The organism is Kribbella sp. CA-294648, from assembly GCF_050943845.1.
Taxonomy (GTDB): Bacteria; Actinomycetota; Actinomycetes; order Propionibacteriales; family Kribbellaceae; genus Kribbella.
In genome coordinates this window covers 151,122-169,452 of the sequence record NZ_CP191981.1, presented here as the reverse complement: position 1 = coordinate 169,452, position 18,331 = coordinate 151,122, and the positions used below count along the sequence as shown (strand labels likewise).

Here is an 18,331-nt window from a genome sequence, read left to right as displayed (position 1 = left end):
ATCCGCAACGGATTCACGCGCCGAAGACACGTTCTCCTTCGACATAGGTCGCCACTACCCGCGCCGCACCGATCTCGTCGAGAGGTCGGGTGAACGGGTCGCGGTCGAGCACGGCCAGGTCCGCGAGCATGCCCGGCGCGATCCGCCCGGTCTCGTCGGCATGGTTCACCCATGCACTCCCAGACGTGTACGCCGCCAGCGCCGTCGCCAGGTCAAGCGCCTGCTCCGGCAGGAACGGCTCGTACTCGCCATCGCCGGTCTGCCGATTCACAGCAACCTGTACTGCGGCCAGCGGGTCCGGGCTCGACACCGGCCAGTCCGAGCCGGCCGCGAGCCGGGCACCCGAGCGGGCCAGATCGCCGAAGGGGTACTGCCATCCCGTTCGCTCCGGGCCGAGGAACGGGATCGTCAGCTCGTTCATCTGCGGCTCGTAGACCGCCCAGAGAGCCTGCATGTTCGCAGCGACGCCCAGCTCGGCGAAGCGGGCGATGTCGTCGGGATGGATGATCTGCAGGTGAGCGATGTGATGCCTTCGATCGCTCTCGCCATTTGCTGATCGCGCCTTTTCAAAGGCATCCAGCGCCTCACGGACCGCTCGGTCTCCGATCGCGTGCACGTGGACTTGGAAGCCCGCGGCGTCCAGCGCGGTGACATGGTCACGGAGGGCCTCAGGATCGACGAAGGAGAGGCCGGTGTTCGTGGTGCGGCAGCCGCAACCGTCGTAGTACGGGTCGAGCATGCCGGCGGTGAAGTTTTCGGCTACGCCGTCTTGCATGATCTTGACGCTGCGCGCTTGCAGGCGTGGGAATTGCAGCGCTGCCCGGCGCTCCAGCAAGGCAGGGATTTGCTCGGCGCCGAGGTCGCGGCGCCACCAGAAGGCGCCGTTGACGCGGGCGGTGAGGCGGCCGTCGCGGGCGAGTTCGACGTACGCCGGGGTCGAGTCGGAGAGGTTGGCGTAGTCGCCGAGGATCGCGTCTTGCCAGCCGGTGATGCCGAGGGAGTGGAGGTACGCCTGGGCGTCGAGGAGGGCGGCGACCTGCTCCTCGTGGGTGGTTGGTGGGACGAGGCGGCCGACCAGGTCCATCGCGCCCTCGTGGAGAGTGCCGGTTGGGGTGCCGTCGGGGGCGCGTTCGATCCGGCCGTCGGACGGGTCCGGCGTACGGGAGTCGATGCCGGCGAGGCTGAGGGCGCGCGAGTTGACCCAGGCGCCGTGGTGGTCGGCGTTGGCGAGGAAGGCTGGGCGGTCGGGGAGGACCGCGTCGAGGTCGGCCGCAGTGGGGGCGCCGCCGGGGTAGTCGGGTTGGTGCCAGCCGCCGCCGAGGATCCAGTCGAGCTCGGGGTGCGCTTCGGCGTACGCCGCGATGGTGCGGAGCGTGGCCTCGCGGCCGGAGATGTGGGAGAGGTCGCAGCGGGCGCGCTCGAGGCCGCCTTGCACCGGGTGCACGTGGGCGTCGACGAAGCCCGGCAGCAGTAATCCGCCATCCAGATCAACCACTTCGGTATCCGGACCGCGGAACGCGGCCCAGACATTGCTGACGGTGGGGCCCGCACTGAGGATGCGGCCCGAGCGGACGGCTATCGACCAGTCGGGGTGGTGGGCGTGGCCGTCGAAGACTGAGCCGTTGGTGAAGAAGGTGTCCACCAGAGCATCTAACCTCAGTGCGGAATCCGCACAAGATTTCCTCTGCCACAGCGGTTATCGATAGGAGATCGGGCACATCAGAACGGAATCACTTGCCAGGTTCGCGGTCAGGCGGGCAGGATGGCGGCAACGGCCAGCTCGAGATGAGGAAAAAGATGATGCCGTCCGATGCCCTAGACGACACCGACTTCGCCCGTCTGCAGCAGTCCGCGCGGGACCACCTGTGGATGCACTTCACCAGGATGGGGAGCTACCAGACCGCCGAGGTGCCCGTCATCGTGCGCGGTGACGGCGCGTACATCTACGACGCGCGCGGCAAGCGGTACCTGGATGGCTTGGCGGGGTTGTTCGTCAGCCAACTGGGGCACGGCCGCACCGAGTTGGCCGAGGCCGCCGCGAAGCAGGCTTCCGAGTTGGCGTTCTTCCCGCTCTGGTCGTACGCGCATCCGAAGTCCATCGAGCTCGCCGAGCGGGTGGCCGGCTACGCGCCAGGCGACCTCAACCGGGTCTTCTTCACCAGCGGTGGCGGCGAGGCCGTCGAGACCGCCTGGAAGCTGGCCAAGAACTACTTCAAACTGACCGGCAAGCCGATGAAGCACAAGGTGATCAGCCGGGCGATCGCGTACCACGGCACCACCCACGGCGCGCTCTCGATCACCGGCCTGCCGGACCTCAAGGCGCAGTTCGAGCCGCTGGTCCCGAGCACCTTCCGGGTGCCGAACACGAACCTGTACCGCGCCCCGATCCACGGTGACGACCCGGTCGCCTTCGGCCGCTGGGCCGCCGACCAGATCGCCGTCGCGATCGAGAACGAGGGCCCCGACACCGTCGCCGCCGTCTTCCTCGAGCCGGTCCAGAACGCGGGCGGCTGCTTCCCACCCCCACCCGGGTACTTCGAGCGCGTCCGCGAGATCTGCGACCAGTACGACGTATTGCTGGTCAGCGACGAGGTGATCTGCGCCTTCGGGCGGCTCGGCCACATGTTCGGTGCCGAGCGGTACGGCTATCACCCGGACATGATCACCTGTGCGAAGGGACTCACCTCCGGCTATGCCCCGTTGGGCGCGATGATCGCCACGGACCGGCTGATGGAGCCGTTCCTGCAGGGCAACGCGTCGTTCGCCCACGGCTACACCTTCGGGGGCCATCCGGTCTCCGCGGCCGTCGCACTCGCGAACCTCGACATCTTCGAGCGCGAGCGCATCAACGAGCATGTCCGGGACACCGAGGGGGAGTTCCGTGCGACGCTCGAGAAGCTGCTCGACCTGCCACTGGTCGGCGACGTCCGCGGTGACGGGTACTTCTACGGGATCGAACTGGTCAAGGACAAGGCGACCAAGGAGACCTTCGACGACGCCGAGTCCGAGCGGCTGCTCCGCGGCTTCCTGTCCAAGGCCCTCTTCGACGCCGGCCTCTACTGCCGCGCCGACGACCGCGGCGACCCCGTCATCCAGCTGTCCCCACCGCTGATCTGCGACCAGACCCACTTCGACGAGATCGAACAGATCCTCCGCGCGGTCCTCACCGAGGCCGAGACCAAGCTCTGAGGCCGACTTTGTGCACCGGCTGAGCGGTTCGGTCGCTCCGAAACGCTCAGGTCGTGCACAGAGTGGTCAGAAGTCGAAGCCGAGGCCGAGGCGGTCGAGGGTTCGGAGCCAGGGGTTGCGGTAGCCGGCCTGGGAGTCCGCGCGGGCCATCGACCAGCGGGTGAGGTGGATGCCTGCGGCACGCAACGGCTCCGGCGGAAACGGGAGGGGCCGCTCGCGGACCATCCGGAGTTCGGTGCGCTCAGTGGTCTCGCCGTACAGGAGGTCGAGCATGACGTCGGCGCCGAAGCGGGTCGCGGCGACTCCGAGGCCGGTGTAGCCGAGGGCGTACGCGATGCGGCCGGCGGACGCCGTACCGAAGAAGGCGCAGAAGCGGGTGCTGGTGTCGATCACGCCGCCCCAGCGGTGGGTGAAACGCAGGCCTTCGAGCTGCGGGAAGGTCGCGAAGAAGTGCTGGGCGAGCATCGAGTGGATGCTGTCGCGTTGCTCGTACGCCGGGTCGATGCGGCTGCCGAAATGGTAGAGCGGGGTGTAGCCGCCCCATACGATCCGGTTGTCGCGGGTGAGTCGGTAGTAGTGGAACAGGTTCGACGCGTCGCCGATGCCTTGGCGGTGACGCCAGCCGATCGCGGTCAGTTGCTCGGCCGACAACGGCTCGGTGACCAGCACGAGGTCGTAGACCGGCACGGTGTAGAGGCTCAGTCGACGAAGCAACGGTGGGAAAGCGTTGGTGGCAAGGGCAATCCGGTCGGCGCGCAGGCTTCCCGTTGCTGTGTGCAACAGATTGTTCTGCAGGCTGGTGACCGGTGAGTGCTCGTGGATTCGTACGCCGAGGTCGAGACAGGCCCGTCGGAGGCCCCACGCAAGTTTGGCCGGCTCGACCAGCGCAGTACCGGAGTCGTCGGCGAGCGCGCCCAGGTACGTCGGTGAGTCGATATCAGCTCGTACTTCGGCGGCGTCGAGCAGCCTGACCTTGTGGCCGAACGCCTGCCGAGCCGCCACCTCCTCGGCAAGCTCGCCCAGGTGATGCGGTGCCGTCGCAACCGTCAGCTCACCCGTCCGCTCCCACCCACAGTCGATCCCGTACTGCGCGATGGCGGCACCGATCGCGGCCAGGTTCTCCGCACCGAGCCGGTCGATCGTCGCCAACTCGTCCGGCCAGCGGGCCAGGCCGTTGCCGAAACCGTGCGTCAGACTCGCCGCGCAGAAACCGCCGTTGCGACCGCTCGCCGCACTCCCGCAAGTCGACGCCTCCAAGACGACGACATCGAGCGATGGATAGCGCTCCTTGGCTCGAAGCGCTGTCCACAGGCCGGTGTAACCGCCACCGACGATCGCAAGGTCGGCCGTCTGCTCCCCGATGAGTTGGTCGGTCGGTTCCGGCGCTGCCGGGTCGTCCAGCCAGAAGACCTTTCGTTCTGCGTCAGCGAGCACTGGGGTTCCGGCGGCGGCGGGCCAGTTCTCCGCCCAGTACTAGGACCAGGGCCAGCAGGAACATCGCAGTACCGATGACGTTGATCTGGGGTGGGATGTCACGTTGGGCCGAGCCCCAGACGAACATCGGGAAGGTGACCGTCGTCCCGGCGTTCAGGTTGGTGATGATGAAGTCGTCGAAGGACAGCGAGAAGCTGAGCAGCGCGGCCGCCAGGATGCCCGGGAAGACCAGCGGGAAGGTGATCCGCCAGAACGTCTGCCACTCATTGGCGTACAGGTCCATCGCCGCCTGTTCGAGCCGGGAGTCCATCCCGGTCAACCGCGCCTTCACCGTGACCACCACGAACGACAGGCAGAACATCACGTGCGCGATCAGGATCGTCCAGAAGCCGAGCCGGCCGCCGAAACCGGACGAGACGAACAGCGCCAGCAGGGACGAGCCGAGCACGATCTCCGGTGAGGCCATCGGCAGGAAGATGAACAGGTTCGTCGCCGACCGGCCGCGGAACCGTTGCCGCACCATCGCAAACGCCATCAACGTGCCGAGCGCGGTGGCGATGACGGTCGCGACCAGACCGATCCGCAAGCTGACGCTGACCGCCTCGCACAGCCCGGACGGCCGGCACGGATGCTGCCAGTTCTCCCAGGTGAAGCCGTCGAACGTGTAGGAGAGCTTGTTCGTCGGCGCGTTGAACGACATCAGCATCACGACGAAGATCGGCGCGAACAAGTAGAGCAGCACCAGCAACCCGATGAAGAGGATCAGATACCGCCCGATCCAGCGACCGACTCTGGTCATACCAGCTCCTCCGTCCCGGACCGGCGTACGTAGAGAAGCACCAGTACGACGATTGCCGCCATCAGCGTCACCGACAGGGCAGCCGCCGTCGGGTAGGAGCCGGCCGCGAACAGGCGCTGGATGTCGTTGCCGATCATCCGTTGCTTCGGCGTACCGAGCAGCTGGGCATTGATGTAGTCACCGGCCGCCGGGATGAAGGTCAGCAGCGTTCCCGCGACGACACCCGGCATCGACAGCGGCAACGTCACCGTGCGGAAGGTGGTGAACGGTCCGGCGAAGAGATCACCGCCGGCCTCGATCAGCCGATGGTCGATCTTCTCCAGGCTGGCGTAGAGCGGCAGCACCATGAACGGCAGGAAGTTGTAGGTCAGGCCGGTCACCACCGCCGCCGTCGTGGCGAGCAACCGGCCGTCCGAGCCGAGAATGTGCACGGCCTTCAAGGCATCCACGACGAACCCGTTGTCGCTGAGCAGCGTCTTCCAGGACAGCGTGCGGATCAGGAAACTGGTGAAGAACGGTGCGATCACCAGCGCCAGCATCACGTTCTTCCACCGGCCGGCCTTGAACGCGATCGCGTAGGCCAGCGGATAGCCGAGCAGCAGGCAGAAGGCCGTTGTCAGCAAGGCGTACCACAGCGACCGCCCGAACGGGCGCGCGTAGTCGGCCAGCGCATCCACGTAGTTGTGCCAGCTCCACGTCATCGAGAACCCGGCCTCGATCGACCCGTCCGGGTCGTAGAGGCTGGCCGCGAGCAGAGTCACGATCGGTACGACGAAGAACAACAGCAACCACAACCCACCGGGAAGCAGCAGCAGGTACGCCGTCAGCCGGCGCCCCGGTCGCTCCGCCTTCCCAGCAGCTCCAGGTCGCTCTGCCTTCCCAGCTGTCGGCGCGGGAAGCTGCCCGAGCGCGGTCATCCCGCGTCGCCCGTGACGTCCTCGACGCCGGCCAGGGCGTCCTGCGCCGCATCGAGCACGAACGTGTGCGACGGCTGCCACTGCAGATCGACCGCGTCGCCGACCTTCAGCGCTTCCCGCGCCCCAGTGTTCTGCTCGAACACCGTCAGCTCCTGTCCCCAGGGCAGTTTGGCCAGGTACTGCGTACTCACGCCGACGTAGCTGACATCGGTCACCACCGCGGAGCGCAGTACGTTGGAGCCGTTGTTGTGCTCGGTGTCCGCCGGGGCGAGGAACACCTTCTCCGGTCTGATCCCCATCCAGATGTCGCCCTCGGTGACCCGGCAGCGCGCCACGGGCACGAGCACCTTGCTGCCGTGTACGTCGATCACCAGGTTGCCGTCCGTCTGACCGGTGATGGTGGCGCGGACCAGGTTGGACTGGCCGAGGAAGTTCGCGACGAAGGTGGTCGCGGGCAGGTCGTAGAGGTCGGCCGGCGAACCGAGCTGCTCGATCACGCCCGCGTTCATCACCGCGATCGTGTCGGCCATTGTCATCGCTTCTTCTTGGTCGTGCGTGACGTGCACGAAGGTGATGCCGACCTCGGTCTGGATCCGCTTCAGCTCGAGCTGCATCTGCCGGCGCAGTTTGAGGTCGAGCGCGCCGAGCGGTTCGTCCAGCAGCAGCACCTGCGGCCGGTTGATCAGCGCACGAGCCAGCGCCACTCGTTGCTGTTGGCCACCGGACAATTGCGATGGCTTTCGTTTGCCATAGGCACCGAGCTCGACCAGGTCGAGCATCTCCCCGACCTTCTGCTTGACCTCCTTCACGCCGCGTCGCCGCAGCCCGAAGGCGACGTTCTCGAAGGTGTCGAGGTGCGGGAAGAGCGCGTAGTTCTGGAAGACGGTGTTGACCGGGCGTTTGTACGGCCGCAGCCCGGCGATGTCCTGACCGGCCAGACTGATCGTGCCGCTGGTCGGCGCCTCCAGCCCCGCGACCATCCTCAGCGTGGTCGTCTTGCCGCAGCCGGACGGACCGAGCAGCGCGAAGAACTCGCCCTGCGGCACGGTCAGGTCCAGCTCGTGCACGGCGCGGTGGCCTCCGAACTGCTTGCTGATGCCGCTGAGCACAAGATCACCGGTCATGGCGGGTCAGCCCCCGATCGCGAGGTTGAAGTCGGTTTCGTAGAGCTTCGCCTTGGCCGTGTCCAGCGGCATGAACGCGAAGGTCTTGTCCAGCACGGTCTTGTCCGGGAAGATCAGCGGGCTGTCGACCAGCTCGGGATCGACCTTCTCCATCGCCGCACGGGCGCCGTCGACCGGACAGATGTAGTTCACCCAGGCCGCCAGCGTGGCCGCGACCTCCGGGTCGTAGTAGTAGTTCATCAGCGCCTCGGCATTCGCCTTGTGGGCGGCCTTGTTCGGCACCAGCAGGTTGTCCGACCAGAGCGCGAGCCCCTCTTCGGGGACGACGAACTTGATGTCCGGGTTGTCCGCCTGCAGCGCGAGCACGTCGCCCGACCAGGCCTGACAGGCGACGATGTTGCCCGCGTTGAGGTCCTGCACGTAGTCGTTGCCGGTGAAGCGGCGGATCTGCCCGGAGGCGACGTACCGGCTGAGTCGTTCCAGGGCCTTGTTCCAGGCCGCGTCGTCGAACTTGTTCGGGTCGGCGCCTTCCAGCCGGAGCATGAACGACATCGTGTCGGGCATCTCGGACAGCATGGTGACCTTGCCCTTGAGATCGCCGCGGCTGAGCAGATCGGCGAAGCTGCCGACCTCCTTGGTGAACTTCGCGTTGTAGGCGATCCCGGTCAGGCCGGTCTGCCAGGGCACGCTGTGGTCGCGGTTCGGGTCCCAGCGCGGTGCCTTCAGCTGTTGGAGCAGGTTCTTGTCGACGTTCGGGAGGTTGGCGTGGTCGAGCTTCTGGATCCAGCCGAGGCCGACCGTGCGGGCGGCCATCCAGTCGGTCAGCACGAAGATGTCGCGGCCGCAGGGCTGGCAGGCGCCGAGCTGGTCGCGCACCTTGGCGTAGAACTCGGCGTTGTCGTTGACGTCCGCGGTATAGGTGACCTTGATGCCGGTCTGCTTCTCGAAGGCGGCCAGCGTCGGCAGCACGGTCTGGCCGTTGACCTTCTCCTTCGACTCGTCCATGTAGCTCGGCCAGTTGGAGAAGATCAGCGTCTTCTCGGTCGCCGACAGGTCGGTACTCAGGCAGCTGTCGGCGCTCTGTTTCGCGGCCGGGATGCCGCACGCACTGAGCAGCCCACCCGCCCCCAAACCGAGCGCAGCCCCACGGAGGACGGCCCGGCGCCCGATCACCGGCTGCGGACGAGAGCTCATCCGACCTCCTAGCAGAGTCATTCTGAGGGTCTTTCGCGGGCGATACTGTCAAACGAATTTCGCCAAGACAAGGGATTCCGTAGTTGAATCGTCATTTGGCAACGGATTCCGGTACTGCGGGTTGCCGGTGGCGCGGTGACGCTGAAAGGATCTGCTGGTGACCGGACGTACGGGGACTCCCGACAAGAACAGCGCGGTACTGCTCGACGACATCGCCAAGGCCATCATCCGCGAGCTCCAACTGGACGGCCGCAAGTCCTACGCCGCGATCGGCAAGGCAGTCGGGTTGTCCGAGGCCGCGGTCCGGCAACGGGTGCAGCGGCTCACCGACGCCGGCGTCATGCAGGTGGTCGCCGTCACCGATCCGCTGGAGATGGGCTTCGCCCGGCAGGCGATGATCGGGATCAAGGCCGAGGGCGCGCTCGAGCCGATCGCCGAGGAACTCGCGGCGATGGACGAGATCGAGTACGTCGTGATCACGGCCGGCTCCTTCGACCTGCTCGCCGAGGTGCTCTGCGAGAGTGACGAGCAGTTGCTCAAGGTGCTGTCCGAACGGGTCCGGTCGATCAAGGGCGTGAAGGTGACCGAGACGTTCGTCTACCTGAAGCTGGTCAAGCAGACCTACTCGTGGGGTGTCCGCTGATCCTCTGGGCCGAGACCGCGGATCCTGCGAAGCCGGAGCAGTCCGCAGACTCGGCCGGTTCGGCGGGGTCGGCGGGGTCGGCCGGGGTCGCGGGATCGGCCGGGGTCGCGGGGTCGGCCGGAGTCGCGGGGTCGGGGGCGGAGCGGTTGCCGCTCGCGGGTGAGCGGGATGCCGACGTGGCGATCGTCGGTGCCGGGTACACCGGGCTGTGGACGGCGTACTACCTGGCGAAGGCCGACCCGAGTCTGCGGATCGTGGTGCTCGAGGCGGAGACCGTCGGGTTCGGTGCCTCCGGGCGCAACGGTGGCTGGTGTTCCGCATTGTTCCCGGTCTCGTCGCGCCGGCTCGCCTCCCTGCCTGGCTCGAGTCGCGAGTCGGCGATCGCGATGCACCTGGCTATGCAGGGATCGGTAAACGAGGTCGGGCGGGTCAGTGCGCTCGAAGGCATCGACTGCGACTACCACAAGGGCGGCACGATCGTGCTCGCCCGAACCGCCGCCCAGCTCGCACGCGCACGAGCCGAGGTGGCCGAGGCCGCGGAGTGGGGCCCGGGCGATCTGCGTTTCCTGGAACCCGACGAGGTGGCTACTCGAGTGCGGGCGAGAAAGGTGCTGGGGGCAACATTCACGCCGCACTGCGCCGCGATCCATCCGGGCAAGCTGGTGCGTGGGCTGGCCGCCGTGGTCGAGCGGCTCGGCGTGACGATCCACGAGCACACGCGGGTGCTGGCGATCGAGGCCGGCCGGGCCGTCACGCAGTACGGCGTACTGCGGGCTGAGGTCGTCGTCCGGGCGACCGAGGGGTTCACGCCTTCGCTGGCCGGGGAGTCGCGGACGCTGGCACCGGTATACTCGTTGATGGTGGCAACGGAGCCGTTGTCCGCGGCAACGTGGGAGCGGATCGGGCTGGCGGATCGCCCGACGTTCAGCGATCACCGGCATCTGGTGATCTACGGGCAGCGGACGGCCGACGGGCGGCTGGCCTTCGGCGGGCGGGGTGCGCCGTACCACTTCGGCTCCCGGATCAAGTCATCGTTCGACACTGAGCCACGGGTCTTCGCCGCATTGCAGGCGACGTTGCGCGGGCTCTTCGACGGGTTGGACGATGTTGCGTTCACGCATGCGTGGGGTGGTGCGCTCGGCGTACCGCGGGACTGGTGCGCGTCGGTCGGGATCGACCACGGGACCGGCCTGGCCTGGGCCGGCGGTTACGTCGGCGACGGCGTCAGTACGACGAACCTGGCCGGCCGGACGTGGACCGACCTCATCCTTCGCCGGGACACTCGACTCATCCACCTCCCCTGGGTCGACCACCGCTCACCGCGCTGGGAACCCGAGCCGTTGCGCTGGCTCGGCATCAACGCCGGCCTCCGGGTGATGACCGCGGCCGATACCGAGGAGAGGCTGACGCGACGCGACAGTCGCATCGCGCGCTGGATGGCACCCCTGCTCGGAGGTTGAGATGGCCGTCGACGTACTGACCGAGATCGTGATCGAGCGGCCGGTGGCCGAGGTGGCGGCGTACGCCGGGGATCCGGGCAACGCGCCGGAATGGTACGCGAACATCGAGTCGGTCGAGTGGCTGACCGAGCCGCCGGTCGCGGTGGGGTCGCGGATGAACTTCGTCGCGCACTTCCTGGGGCGGCGTCTCGCGTACACGTACGAGGTGGTCGAGCTGGTGCCGCTCGAACGGTTGGTGATGCGGACGGCGCAGGGGCCGTTTCCGATGGAGACGAGCTACCAGTGGTCTGCCGAGGGTGACGCGACGCGGATGACGTTGCGCAATCGCGGCGAGCCCTCCGGGTTCGCCGGCGTCGCCGGCCCGCTGATGGCGGCGGCGATGCGTCGCGCGAACCGGAAGGACCTCGCCAAGGTGAAGGCGCTGCTGGAGTCTCGGGGGTGAGGGCGGACCGTCATCCCATCAAACCGTCGCCCGCACCTTGAGCGGACCCGCCGGGTGAGCGGGGAGCCTCGTGTTGCCCTCGGCCATTGATGGGCTGGGGCTCCGCGGTCACCCCAGCAAGGCCGGCAGCGCTGGGAAGTTCGCCAGATCCGGAAGCGACGGCAGGTCGGCGAGGGTTGGGCGTTCGACGCTGGCTCGGCCGGCCAGGAGGACCTGGAGTGGGGCGCCGTGCAGGATCGTGGGGTCGCGGAGCCACTCCTCGACGACGGGTACTGCGGCGCGCTGGTGGTTGGAGAGGTCTCGCAGGCACAGCTCGTCGACATCGACCGGGTTGCCGGTGAGCTCGACGATGTCGCTCATCAGGCCGCCGACCTGTTCCTCCCAGAGACGGTTGTCGGGGGCGACTTCGTCGGAGCGGATCAGCAGCAGCGTGACGTCGCTGGTGAGGTCACCCTCGCCACGGGCGGCAGCGCCGTACAGGCTGGCGTGGAGTGGTGGGATGCGCCAGGAGGCGATGTTGGCCGCGAGGGTGTCGGCGAAGGTCGCGCGGAGGTTGGCGAGCAGCTCGACGGCTTGGGCCGCGAGGTGGGAGCGGTTGAGCCGGTAGAGCAGCGAACTGCCCGCCTCGTCGACGTGGACCAGCCCGGTCGAGGCCAGTCGCTGGAGGACCAGCCGGACACCGGCCACGCTCCCGGTCCCTGCCTCGGCATGGACCTGCCGACCCGAGAGCATCCGGTCGGCTCGGGCGAGAACTTGCAGCACCGGACCGTCGAGCGAAGGGATGACGGTGCTGATCGGAGTACTGAAATCCACCGGCTACCGCGCCCACAATTCCGCACACGTGATCACTATTGTGATCATAGTGACCGCCTGCTCACGCTCAGTCAGTGGGCTAGAGGCCCTTGGCGTCGGCTCGCATCGTGGGGGTCATGCGGAGTTCGGCGGTGAAGGCGTAGCGGTCGCCGCGGTAGACAGCTGAGGTGTACTCGAAGACGCGCTCGCGGCGGTCGAAGCTGACGCCGTGCAGGGCCAGGCACGGCTGGGTGCCGGGGATGTTGAGCCACTCGGCCGTCTTGGCGTCGGGCATCACGGGCTCGAGCTTCGACGTACCGCTGACCAGTTCGATGCCGTACCGGTTGGTCAGCAACTCGTAGAGGGAGCCGCTCAGATCTTCGGCTTCCAGACCCGGGACGTAGCTGCCGGGGAGTGTGGTGCGCTCGACCACCATGGGCATATCGTCGGCGAGCCGGAGCCGGGTGAAGGTGAGCACCGGGTCGGCGACCGGGATGCGGAGCCGGCGCGCGGCCGCACGCTCGGCCTTCGCCCGCCGGAACTCCAGCATGTGGCTGCCCGGCTGCATGCCCCGGCGGCGGATGTCCTCGGAGAAGCCCATCATGCCGAGCCACTTCGCCACCTTCGGGCGGGCGGTATAGGTGCCGCTGCCGTGCCGGCGGACGAGCAACTCCTCGATCACCAGCTCGTCGACGGCGCGGCGCAACGTCATCCGCGCGACGTTCCAGCGCGCGGAGAGTTCGCGCTCAGGCGGCAGTGCGGCACCCTCAGGCAGGGTGTCGATCAGGTTGAGCAACAGCGCCCGGATCTCAGCGGCCTTACCGGGCAACGAACTGTGCATCTGCCCTGCCTAACACCCCGACGGTCTTCCCGGAAAGCCTTTCGAACCTCATCGAACAACACTCAACTAGACCAACCTCCCGGACCGCCCCCACTCACAAACCCCAGCCGGGCGGTCCCGGTCAGGCGTAACCGGAGACGCCAGGGCCTGCGGAGGGCAGGTTTGTGAGTGGGGGCGGTCCGGACGCCCAAAACAAGCACGTGTGCTTGATTCTTCCGGGTGGGGGTGGGAGGCTCGGGGGACTGGTCTAGGGCGGGAGTGGCGCGTGCTGGATGTGGTGCTGGACGATCTGAGTGCGGAGAGTGTCGAGCTCGACCTGCTGGTCGGCGGGCTGGCGGCCGACGGGTGGAGTACGCCGACGCCTGCCGAAGGGTGGACGATCGCGCATCAGATCGCGCACCTGGCCTGGACGGACGAGGCGGCGCGGTTGGCCGCGGTAGAGCCTGACGAGTTCCAGGCGGAGCTGCGGAAGGCCGCGGAGAACCCGACCGGATTCGTGGACGACGGCGCTGCCGAGGGTGCCGCGCTGACGCCGGGCGAGCTGCTGACGTACTGGCGGCAGACGCGAGGTGAGTTGCAGGAGGCGTTGCGGGCGGTGCCTGCCGGGCAGAAGATCGCCTGGTTCGGGCCGCCGATGAGTCCGGCCTCGATGGCGACGGCGCGGTTGATGGAGACGTGGGCGCACGGGCAGGACGTCGCGGACGCGCTCGGGATCACGCGGCAGCCGAGCAACCGGTTGAAGCACGTCGCGCACCTCGCAGTACGGACTCGGGACTTCGCTTATCTGCTGAACGATCGGCAGCCGCCGGCCGCGCCGTTCCACGTGGAGCTGACCGGGCCGGATGGCGACCGATGGACCTGGGGGCCTGAGGACGCCGAGCAACGGGTAAGCGGCAAGGCGTTGGACTTCTGCCTGCTGGCGACGCAGCGGCGGCATCGCGACGACCTCGATGTCCGGGCAGTCGGAGCGGAGGCTGACGAGTGGCTGGGCATCATCCAGGCGTTCGCCGGCTTGCCGGGCACTGGTCGCGAGCGCGGGCAGTTCGCATGAGCGCCCAGGCGGGCGCGATGAGCGGGTGGACGCGATGACCGAGCGGGCGCCGATTCGGATCGGGAATGCTTCGGGGTTCTACGGTGACCGGTTCAGCGCCTTCCAGGAGATGGTGACCGGCGGGCCGCTCGACGTGCTGACCGGCGACTATCTGGCTGAGCTGACCATGCTGATCCTCGGCCGGGACCGGTTGAAGGACCCGTCCCTCGGCTACGCGAAGACCTTCCTCAAGCAACTCGAGACCGGGCTCGGCGAAGCGCTGGACCGGGGCGTCAAGGTGGTCAGCAATGCCGGCGGGCTCAACCCCGCGGGTCTCGCGCAAGCCATCCAGGAGCTCGCGGACAAGCTCGGCCTGCACCCGAAGATCGCGTACGTCGAAGGTGACGACCTGCTCGCCCGGGCCAAGGATCTCGACCTCGGCCAGCCGCTGACCGCCAACGCGTACCTCGGCGCCTGGGGTATCGCCGAGGCGCTCAACGCCGGTGCCGATGTGGTCGTCACCGGCCGCGTCACCGACGCCTCGGTGATCGTCGGACCGGCCGCCGCGCACCACGGCTGGCGACGCGACCAGTACGACGCACTCGCGGGCGCCGTCGTCGCCGGGCACGTGATCGAGTGCGGCTGCCAGGCGACCGGCGGCAACTACGCGTTCTTCCACGAGCTCCGCAACTTCGGCCGGCCAGGTTTCCCGATCGCGGAGATCCACGCCGACGGCAGCAGCGTGATCACCAAACACGACGGCACCGGCGGCGCGGTCACCATCGACACGGTCAAGGCGCAACTGCTCTACGAGATCACCGGCGCCCGGTACGCCGGTCCGGACGTGACCGCGCGGCTGGACACGATCGAGCTGTCCGAGGACGGCCCGGACCGGATCCGGATCAGCGGCGTCGAAGGCGAGCCACCGCCCCCGACGTACAAGGTGTCGCTGAACAGCATCGGGGGCTTCCGCAACGAGGTCACGTTCGTGCTCACCGGGTTGGAGCTGGAGGCGAAAGCGGAACTGGTGCAGCGGCAGCTCGAGCAAGAGCTACAGACGAAGCCTGCCGAGCTCAAATGGCACCTGGTCTGGACAGAGCAGCCGAACGCGGAGTCCGAGGAAGAGGCGAGCGTCCTGCTCAAGTGCACGGTCAAGGACCCCGATCCGAAGGTGGTCGGTCGCGCCTTCTCCAACGCTGCGATCGAGCTGGCCTTGGCGAGCTACCCCGGCTTCCACGTGACGGCTCCGCCGGGTGACGCCTCGCCGTACGGCGTGTTCACGGCCGGGTATGTCGATGCGCGCAAGGTCGACCATGTTGTCGTCCTTCCCGACGGCAGTCGGGTGACCATCGAGCCGTCGGAACAGACCCAGGAGCTGGAGATCGCGGAAGGCGGCGCGTTGCCGATGCCGTTGCCGCAACTGGTTGCGGCGGGACGGCCGGCCCGGTCGCTCACCCGCGAGGTCCCGCTGGGCCGGATCGCCGGCGCGCGGAGTGGCGACAAGGGCGGCGACGCGAACGTCGGGGTGTGGGTGCGGAACGAGACGGCGTGGCGATGGTTCGCGCACACGTTGACGGTCGAGAAGTTCCGGGAGCTGTTGCCGGAGACCGAGAACCTGCCGGTGACCAGACATGTCCTCCCGAATCTGTGGGCGCTGAACTTCGTCGTCGGCGGGATGCTGGGCGAGGGAGTCGCCTCGCAAGCGCGCTTTGATCCTCAGGCGAAGGCGGTCGGGGAATGGCTGCGCTCGCGGTACGTCGATGTACCTGAGGTGTTGTTGTGACCACCTTCCGGGACAGCGTGCGGCGGTTCATGGCCGCGGAGGTGCTGCCGAATCTGGACCAGTGGGAGCGGGACGGGGAGCTGCCGCGCGAGCTGCACAAGAAGGCCGGACAGCTCGGGTTGCTCGGGGTCGCGTTTCCCGAGGCAGTCGGGGGTGGCGGCGGATCGCTCGCCGACGCGATCACGGTGGTCCAGGAGATGCACTACGCCGGCGGGTCCGGCGGACTGGTCGCATCCCTGCTCACCTGCGGAATCGCCCTTCCCCATATCGTTGCTGCGGGCAACCACGAGCAGATCGAGCGATGGGTCCGGCCGACGCTCGAAGGAGCACTGATCGGTTCGCTCGCGATCACCGAACCGGACGGCGGCTCCGACGTCGCCTCGCTCCGTACTACGGCCCGCCGCGACGGTGACCACTTCATCGTCAACGGCGCCAAGACCTACATCACCTCGGGCTGCCGCGCCGACTTCGTCACCACCGCGGTTCGCACCGGCGGTCAGGGTGCGCACGGCATCTCGCTGCTCGTGATCGAGCGCGGTACGCCGGGCTTCGAGGTCTCGCGCAAGCTGGAGAAGATGGGCTGGCTCTGCTCGGACACGGCCGAGTTGTCCTTCACCGACGTCCGGGTGCCGGCGGCCAACCTGGTCGGCGCGGTCGACACGGGTTTCGTCCAACTGGCGGTCAACTTCGTCGCCGAGCGGCTGACCCTCGCAGTACAGGCCTATGCGGGTGCGCAGCGCGCGCTCGACCTGACTGTGGCGTGGTGCCGGGACCGCGAGACCTTCGGGCGGCCGCTGATCTCGCGGCAGAGCGTGCAGCACACGCTGACCGAGATGGCACGACGGATCGACGTCGCCCGGGTCTACACCCACGAGGTGGTCCGCCGTGCCGAAGCAGGTGAGGACGTGATCGCCGAGACCTGCTTCGCCAAGAACACCGCGGTCGAGGCGGGTCAATGGGTGTGCGACCAGGCGCTGCAACTGCACGGCGGGTTCGGCTACATGCGCGAGGCAGAGGTCGAGCGGCAGTACCGCGACCAGAAGATCCTCGCCATCGGCGGCGGCACCACCGAGATCATGACCGGCCTGGCGGCCAAAAGACTGGGGTTCACCGGATGAGCAATCGCGAGGCGATGCTGGAGAAACTGACCGCGCTGGAGGCCGAGCATGCCAAAGCGCTGGCCGGCGGCGGTCCGAAGTACGTGGAAAGGCATCACCACCGCGGCAAGCTGCTCGCACGGGAGCGGATCGAGTTGCTGCTCGATCCGGACACCGCGTTCCTGGAGCTGTCGCCGCTCGCGGGATGGGGCAGTGACTTCACCGTCGGCGCGAGCCTGATCACCGGGATCGGGGTGGTGGAAGGCGTCGAGTGCCTGATCACCGCGAACGACCCGACGGTCAAGGGGGGCGCGAGCAACCCGTGGACGCTGCGGAAGGCACTGCGCTCGGACGAGATCGCCCGGGCGAACCGGTTGCCGGTGATCAGCCTGGTCGAGTCGGGCGGCGCTGACCTGCCGACGCAGAAGGAGATCTTCATCCCCGGCGGCGCGATGTTCCGCAACCTGACCCGGTTGTCGGCCGAGGGCATCCCGACGATCGCGCTGGTGTTCGGCAACTCGACCGCCGGTGGCGCGTACATCCCGGGCATGAGCGACTACGTGGTGATGGTCGACGGTGGCGCCAAGGTGTTCCTGGCCGGGCCGCCGCTGGTGAAGATGGCGACCGGTGAGGACGCCGACGACGAGTCGCTCGGCGGCGCCGCGATGCACGCCCGGGTCTCCGGGCTGGCCGACTACTTCGCCGTCGACGAGCGGGACGCGATCCGGCTCGGCCGGCAGATCGTTTCGCGGCTGAACTGGAAGAAGCTCGGCCCGCCACCGGCACCGGAGTACGAGGAGCCCTTGTACTCCGAGGACGAGCTGCTGGACATCGTGCCGGGTGACCTGAAGATTCCGTTCGACCCGCGCGACGTGATCGCCCGGGTGGTGGACGGGTCGGTGTTCGACGAGTTCAAGCCGCAGTACGGGTCGTCGCTGGCGACCGGGTGGGCGTCGGTGCACGGCTATCCGGTCGGAATCCTGGCCAATGCGCGCGGGGTGCTGTTCAGCGAGGAGGCGCAGAAGGCGGCGCAGTTCATCCAACTGGCGAACCGGGCCGACACGCCGTTGATCTTCCTGCACAACACGACCGGGTACATGGTCGGGCAGGAGTACGAGCAAGGCGGGATCATCAAGCACGGCGCGCAGATGATCAACGCGGTCTCCAACTCTCGTGTTCCGCATATCTCGATCCTGATGGGGGCGTCCTACGGGGCCGGGCACTACGGGATGTGCGGACGGGCCTTCGATCCGCGGTTCCTGTTCGCCTGGCCGTCGGCGAAGTCGGCGGTGATGGGACCGCAGCAACTCGCCGGGGTGCTGTCGATCGTCGCCCGCGCCGCCGCGGCCGCCAAGAACCAGCCGTACGACGAGGACGGGGACGCCGCGATGCGGGCTTATGTGGAAGGCCAGATCGAGGCGGAGTCACTCCCGATGTTCCTGTCGGGCCGGCTGTACGACGACGGCGTGATCGACCCGCGCGACACCCGGACCGTCCTGGGCATCTGCCTGTCGGCCATCCACTCGGCCTCGGTCGAGGGCACCCGCTTCGACGGCGCCAACTTCGGCGTCTTCCGGATGTGATGG

General features: G+C 68.0%; 16 protein-coding genes. 8 read left to right on the top strand and 8 right to left on the bottom strand.

Translation table 11 applies throughout. From position 1 onward, the window contains the following. Positions 1–13: 13 nt before the first annotated feature. Entirely contained in the window at positions 14–1,642 is a 1,629-nt protein-coding gene (locus tag ACQPYM_RS00820) for an amidohydrolase (RefSeq protein WP_433013176.1), read from the bottom strand. Between the two features lie 143 nt (positions 1,643–1,785). On the opposite strand from ACQPYM_RS00820, the gene ACQPYM_RS00815 reads away from it, so the two are divergent. Next, positions 1,786–3,189 (top strand): aspartate aminotransferase family protein, encoded by a 1,404-nt coding sequence (locus ACQPYM_RS00815; protein WP_433013174.1) that lies wholly within the window; start codon positions 1,786–1,788, stop codon positions 3,187–3,189. 66 nt (positions 3,190–3,255) lie between these two features. On the opposite strand, the gene ACQPYM_RS00810 is transcribed toward ACQPYM_RS00815, so the two are convergent. The 5 genes from ACQPYM_RS00810 to ACQPYM_RS00790 are packed head-to-tail and all read right to left on the bottom strand — an operon-like array spanning position 3,256 to position 8,657. Further along, a complete protein-coding gene (locus ACQPYM_RS00810) occupies positions 3,256–4,623 on the bottom strand; it encodes an NAD(P)/FAD-dependent oxidoreductase (RefSeq protein WP_433013172.1) in 1,368 nt (455 codons plus the stop codon). Further along, complete coding sequence (locus ACQPYM_RS00805) at positions 4,613–5,422, bottom strand: ABC transporter permease (protein ID WP_433013170.1); 810 nt, start codon at positions 5,420–5,422, stop codon at positions 4,613–4,615. The genes ACQPYM_RS00810 and ACQPYM_RS00805 overlap by 11 nt, the downstream gene beginning before the upstream one ends. Then, positions 5,419–6,339 carry an ABC transporter permease gene (locus ACQPYM_RS00800; protein ID WP_433013168.1) on the bottom strand — a complete coding sequence of 307 codons (921 nt, stop codon included), beginning with the start codon at positions 6,337–6,339 and terminating at the stop codon, positions 5,419–5,421. The genes ACQPYM_RS00805 and ACQPYM_RS00800 overlap by 4 nt, the downstream gene beginning before the upstream one ends. Beyond that, positions 6,336–7,463, bottom strand: a complete 1,128-nt coding sequence (locus ACQPYM_RS00795) for an ABC transporter ATP-binding protein (protein WP_433013166.1) — start codon at positions 7,461–7,463, stop codon at positions 6,336–6,338. The genes ACQPYM_RS00800 and ACQPYM_RS00795 overlap by 4 nt, the downstream gene beginning before the upstream one ends. Positions 7,464–7,469: 6 nt before the next feature. Further along, positions 7,470–8,657 (bottom strand): polyamine ABC transporter substrate-binding protein, encoded by a 1,188-nt coding sequence (locus ACQPYM_RS00790; protein WP_433013164.1) that lies wholly within the window; start codon positions 8,655–8,657, stop codon positions 7,470–7,472. A 157-nt stretch (positions 8,658–8,814) separates the two neighbouring features. Here ACQPYM_RS00790 and ACQPYM_RS00785 point away from each other — a divergent pair, with 157 nt between their 5' ends. From ACQPYM_RS00785 to ACQPYM_RS00775, 3 genes are read left to right on the top strand one after another with little or no spacing between them, the layout of a single operon-like run. Further along, a complete protein-coding gene (locus ACQPYM_RS00785; protein ID WP_433013162.1) occupies positions 8,815–9,300 on the top strand; it encodes an Lrp/AsnC family transcriptional regulator in 486 nt (161 codons plus the stop codon). Beyond that, entirely contained in the window at positions 9,285–10,760 is a 1,476-nt protein-coding gene (locus ACQPYM_RS00780) for an NAD(P)/FAD-dependent oxidoreductase (RefSeq protein ID WP_433013160.1), read from the top strand. The genes ACQPYM_RS00785 and ACQPYM_RS00780 overlap by 16 nt, the downstream gene beginning before the upstream one ends. 1 nt (position 10,761) lies before the next feature. Continuing rightward, entirely contained in the window at positions 10,762–11,202 is a 441-nt protein-coding gene (locus tag ACQPYM_RS00775; protein WP_433013158.1) for an SRPBCC family protein, read from the top strand. A gap of 108 nt (positions 11,203–11,310) precedes the next feature. Here the strand turns inward: ACQPYM_RS00775 and ACQPYM_RS00770 are convergent, their stop codons facing one another. Both ACQPYM_RS00770 and ACQPYM_RS00765 read right to left on the bottom strand, forming a co-directional pair. After that, entirely contained in the window at positions 11,311–12,015 is a 705-nt protein-coding gene (locus ACQPYM_RS00770) for a hypothetical protein (RefSeq protein ID WP_433013156.1), read from the bottom strand. A gap of 79 nt (positions 12,016–12,094) precedes the next feature. Then, on the bottom strand, positions 12,095–12,835 hold the full coding sequence (locus ACQPYM_RS00765; protein WP_433013154.1) for a GntR family transcriptional regulator: 741 nt from the start codon (positions 12,833–12,835) through the stop codon (positions 12,095–12,097). Positions 12,836–13,100: 265 nt separating this feature from the next. Between ACQPYM_RS00765 and ACQPYM_RS00760 the strand changes: the two genes are divergently transcribed. Genes ACQPYM_RS00760 through ACQPYM_RS00745 form a run of 4 tightly spaced genes read left to right on the top strand, consistent with a single transcriptional unit; the run spans position 13,101 to position 18,328 of the window. After that, entirely contained in the window at positions 13,101–13,886 is a 786-nt protein-coding gene (locus ACQPYM_RS00760; RefSeq protein WP_433013152.1) for a TIGR03084 family metal-binding protein, read from the top strand. Positions 13,887–13,920: 34 nt separating this feature from the next. Further along, positions 13,921–15,648: an acyclic terpene utilization AtuA family protein gene (locus tag ACQPYM_RS00755; protein WP_433013150.1), complete on the top strand. Its 1,728-nt coding sequence runs from the start codon at positions 13,921–13,923 to the stop codon at positions 15,646–15,648. Then, positions 15,645–16,766: an acyl-CoA dehydrogenase family protein gene (locus ACQPYM_RS00750; RefSeq protein WP_433013148.1), complete on the top strand. Its 1,122-nt coding sequence runs from the start codon at positions 15,645–15,647 to the stop codon at positions 16,764–16,766. The genes ACQPYM_RS00755 and ACQPYM_RS00750 overlap by 4 nt, the downstream gene beginning before the upstream one ends. After that, positions 16,763–18,328 carry an acyl-CoA carboxylase subunit beta gene (locus ACQPYM_RS00745; RefSeq protein WP_433013146.1) on the top strand — a complete coding sequence of 522 codons (1,566 nt, stop codon included), beginning with the start codon at positions 16,763–16,765 and terminating at the stop codon, positions 18,326–18,328. The genes ACQPYM_RS00750 and ACQPYM_RS00745 overlap by 4 nt, the downstream gene beginning before the upstream one ends. The last annotated feature ends 3 nt before the right edge of the window (positions 18,329–18,331 follow it).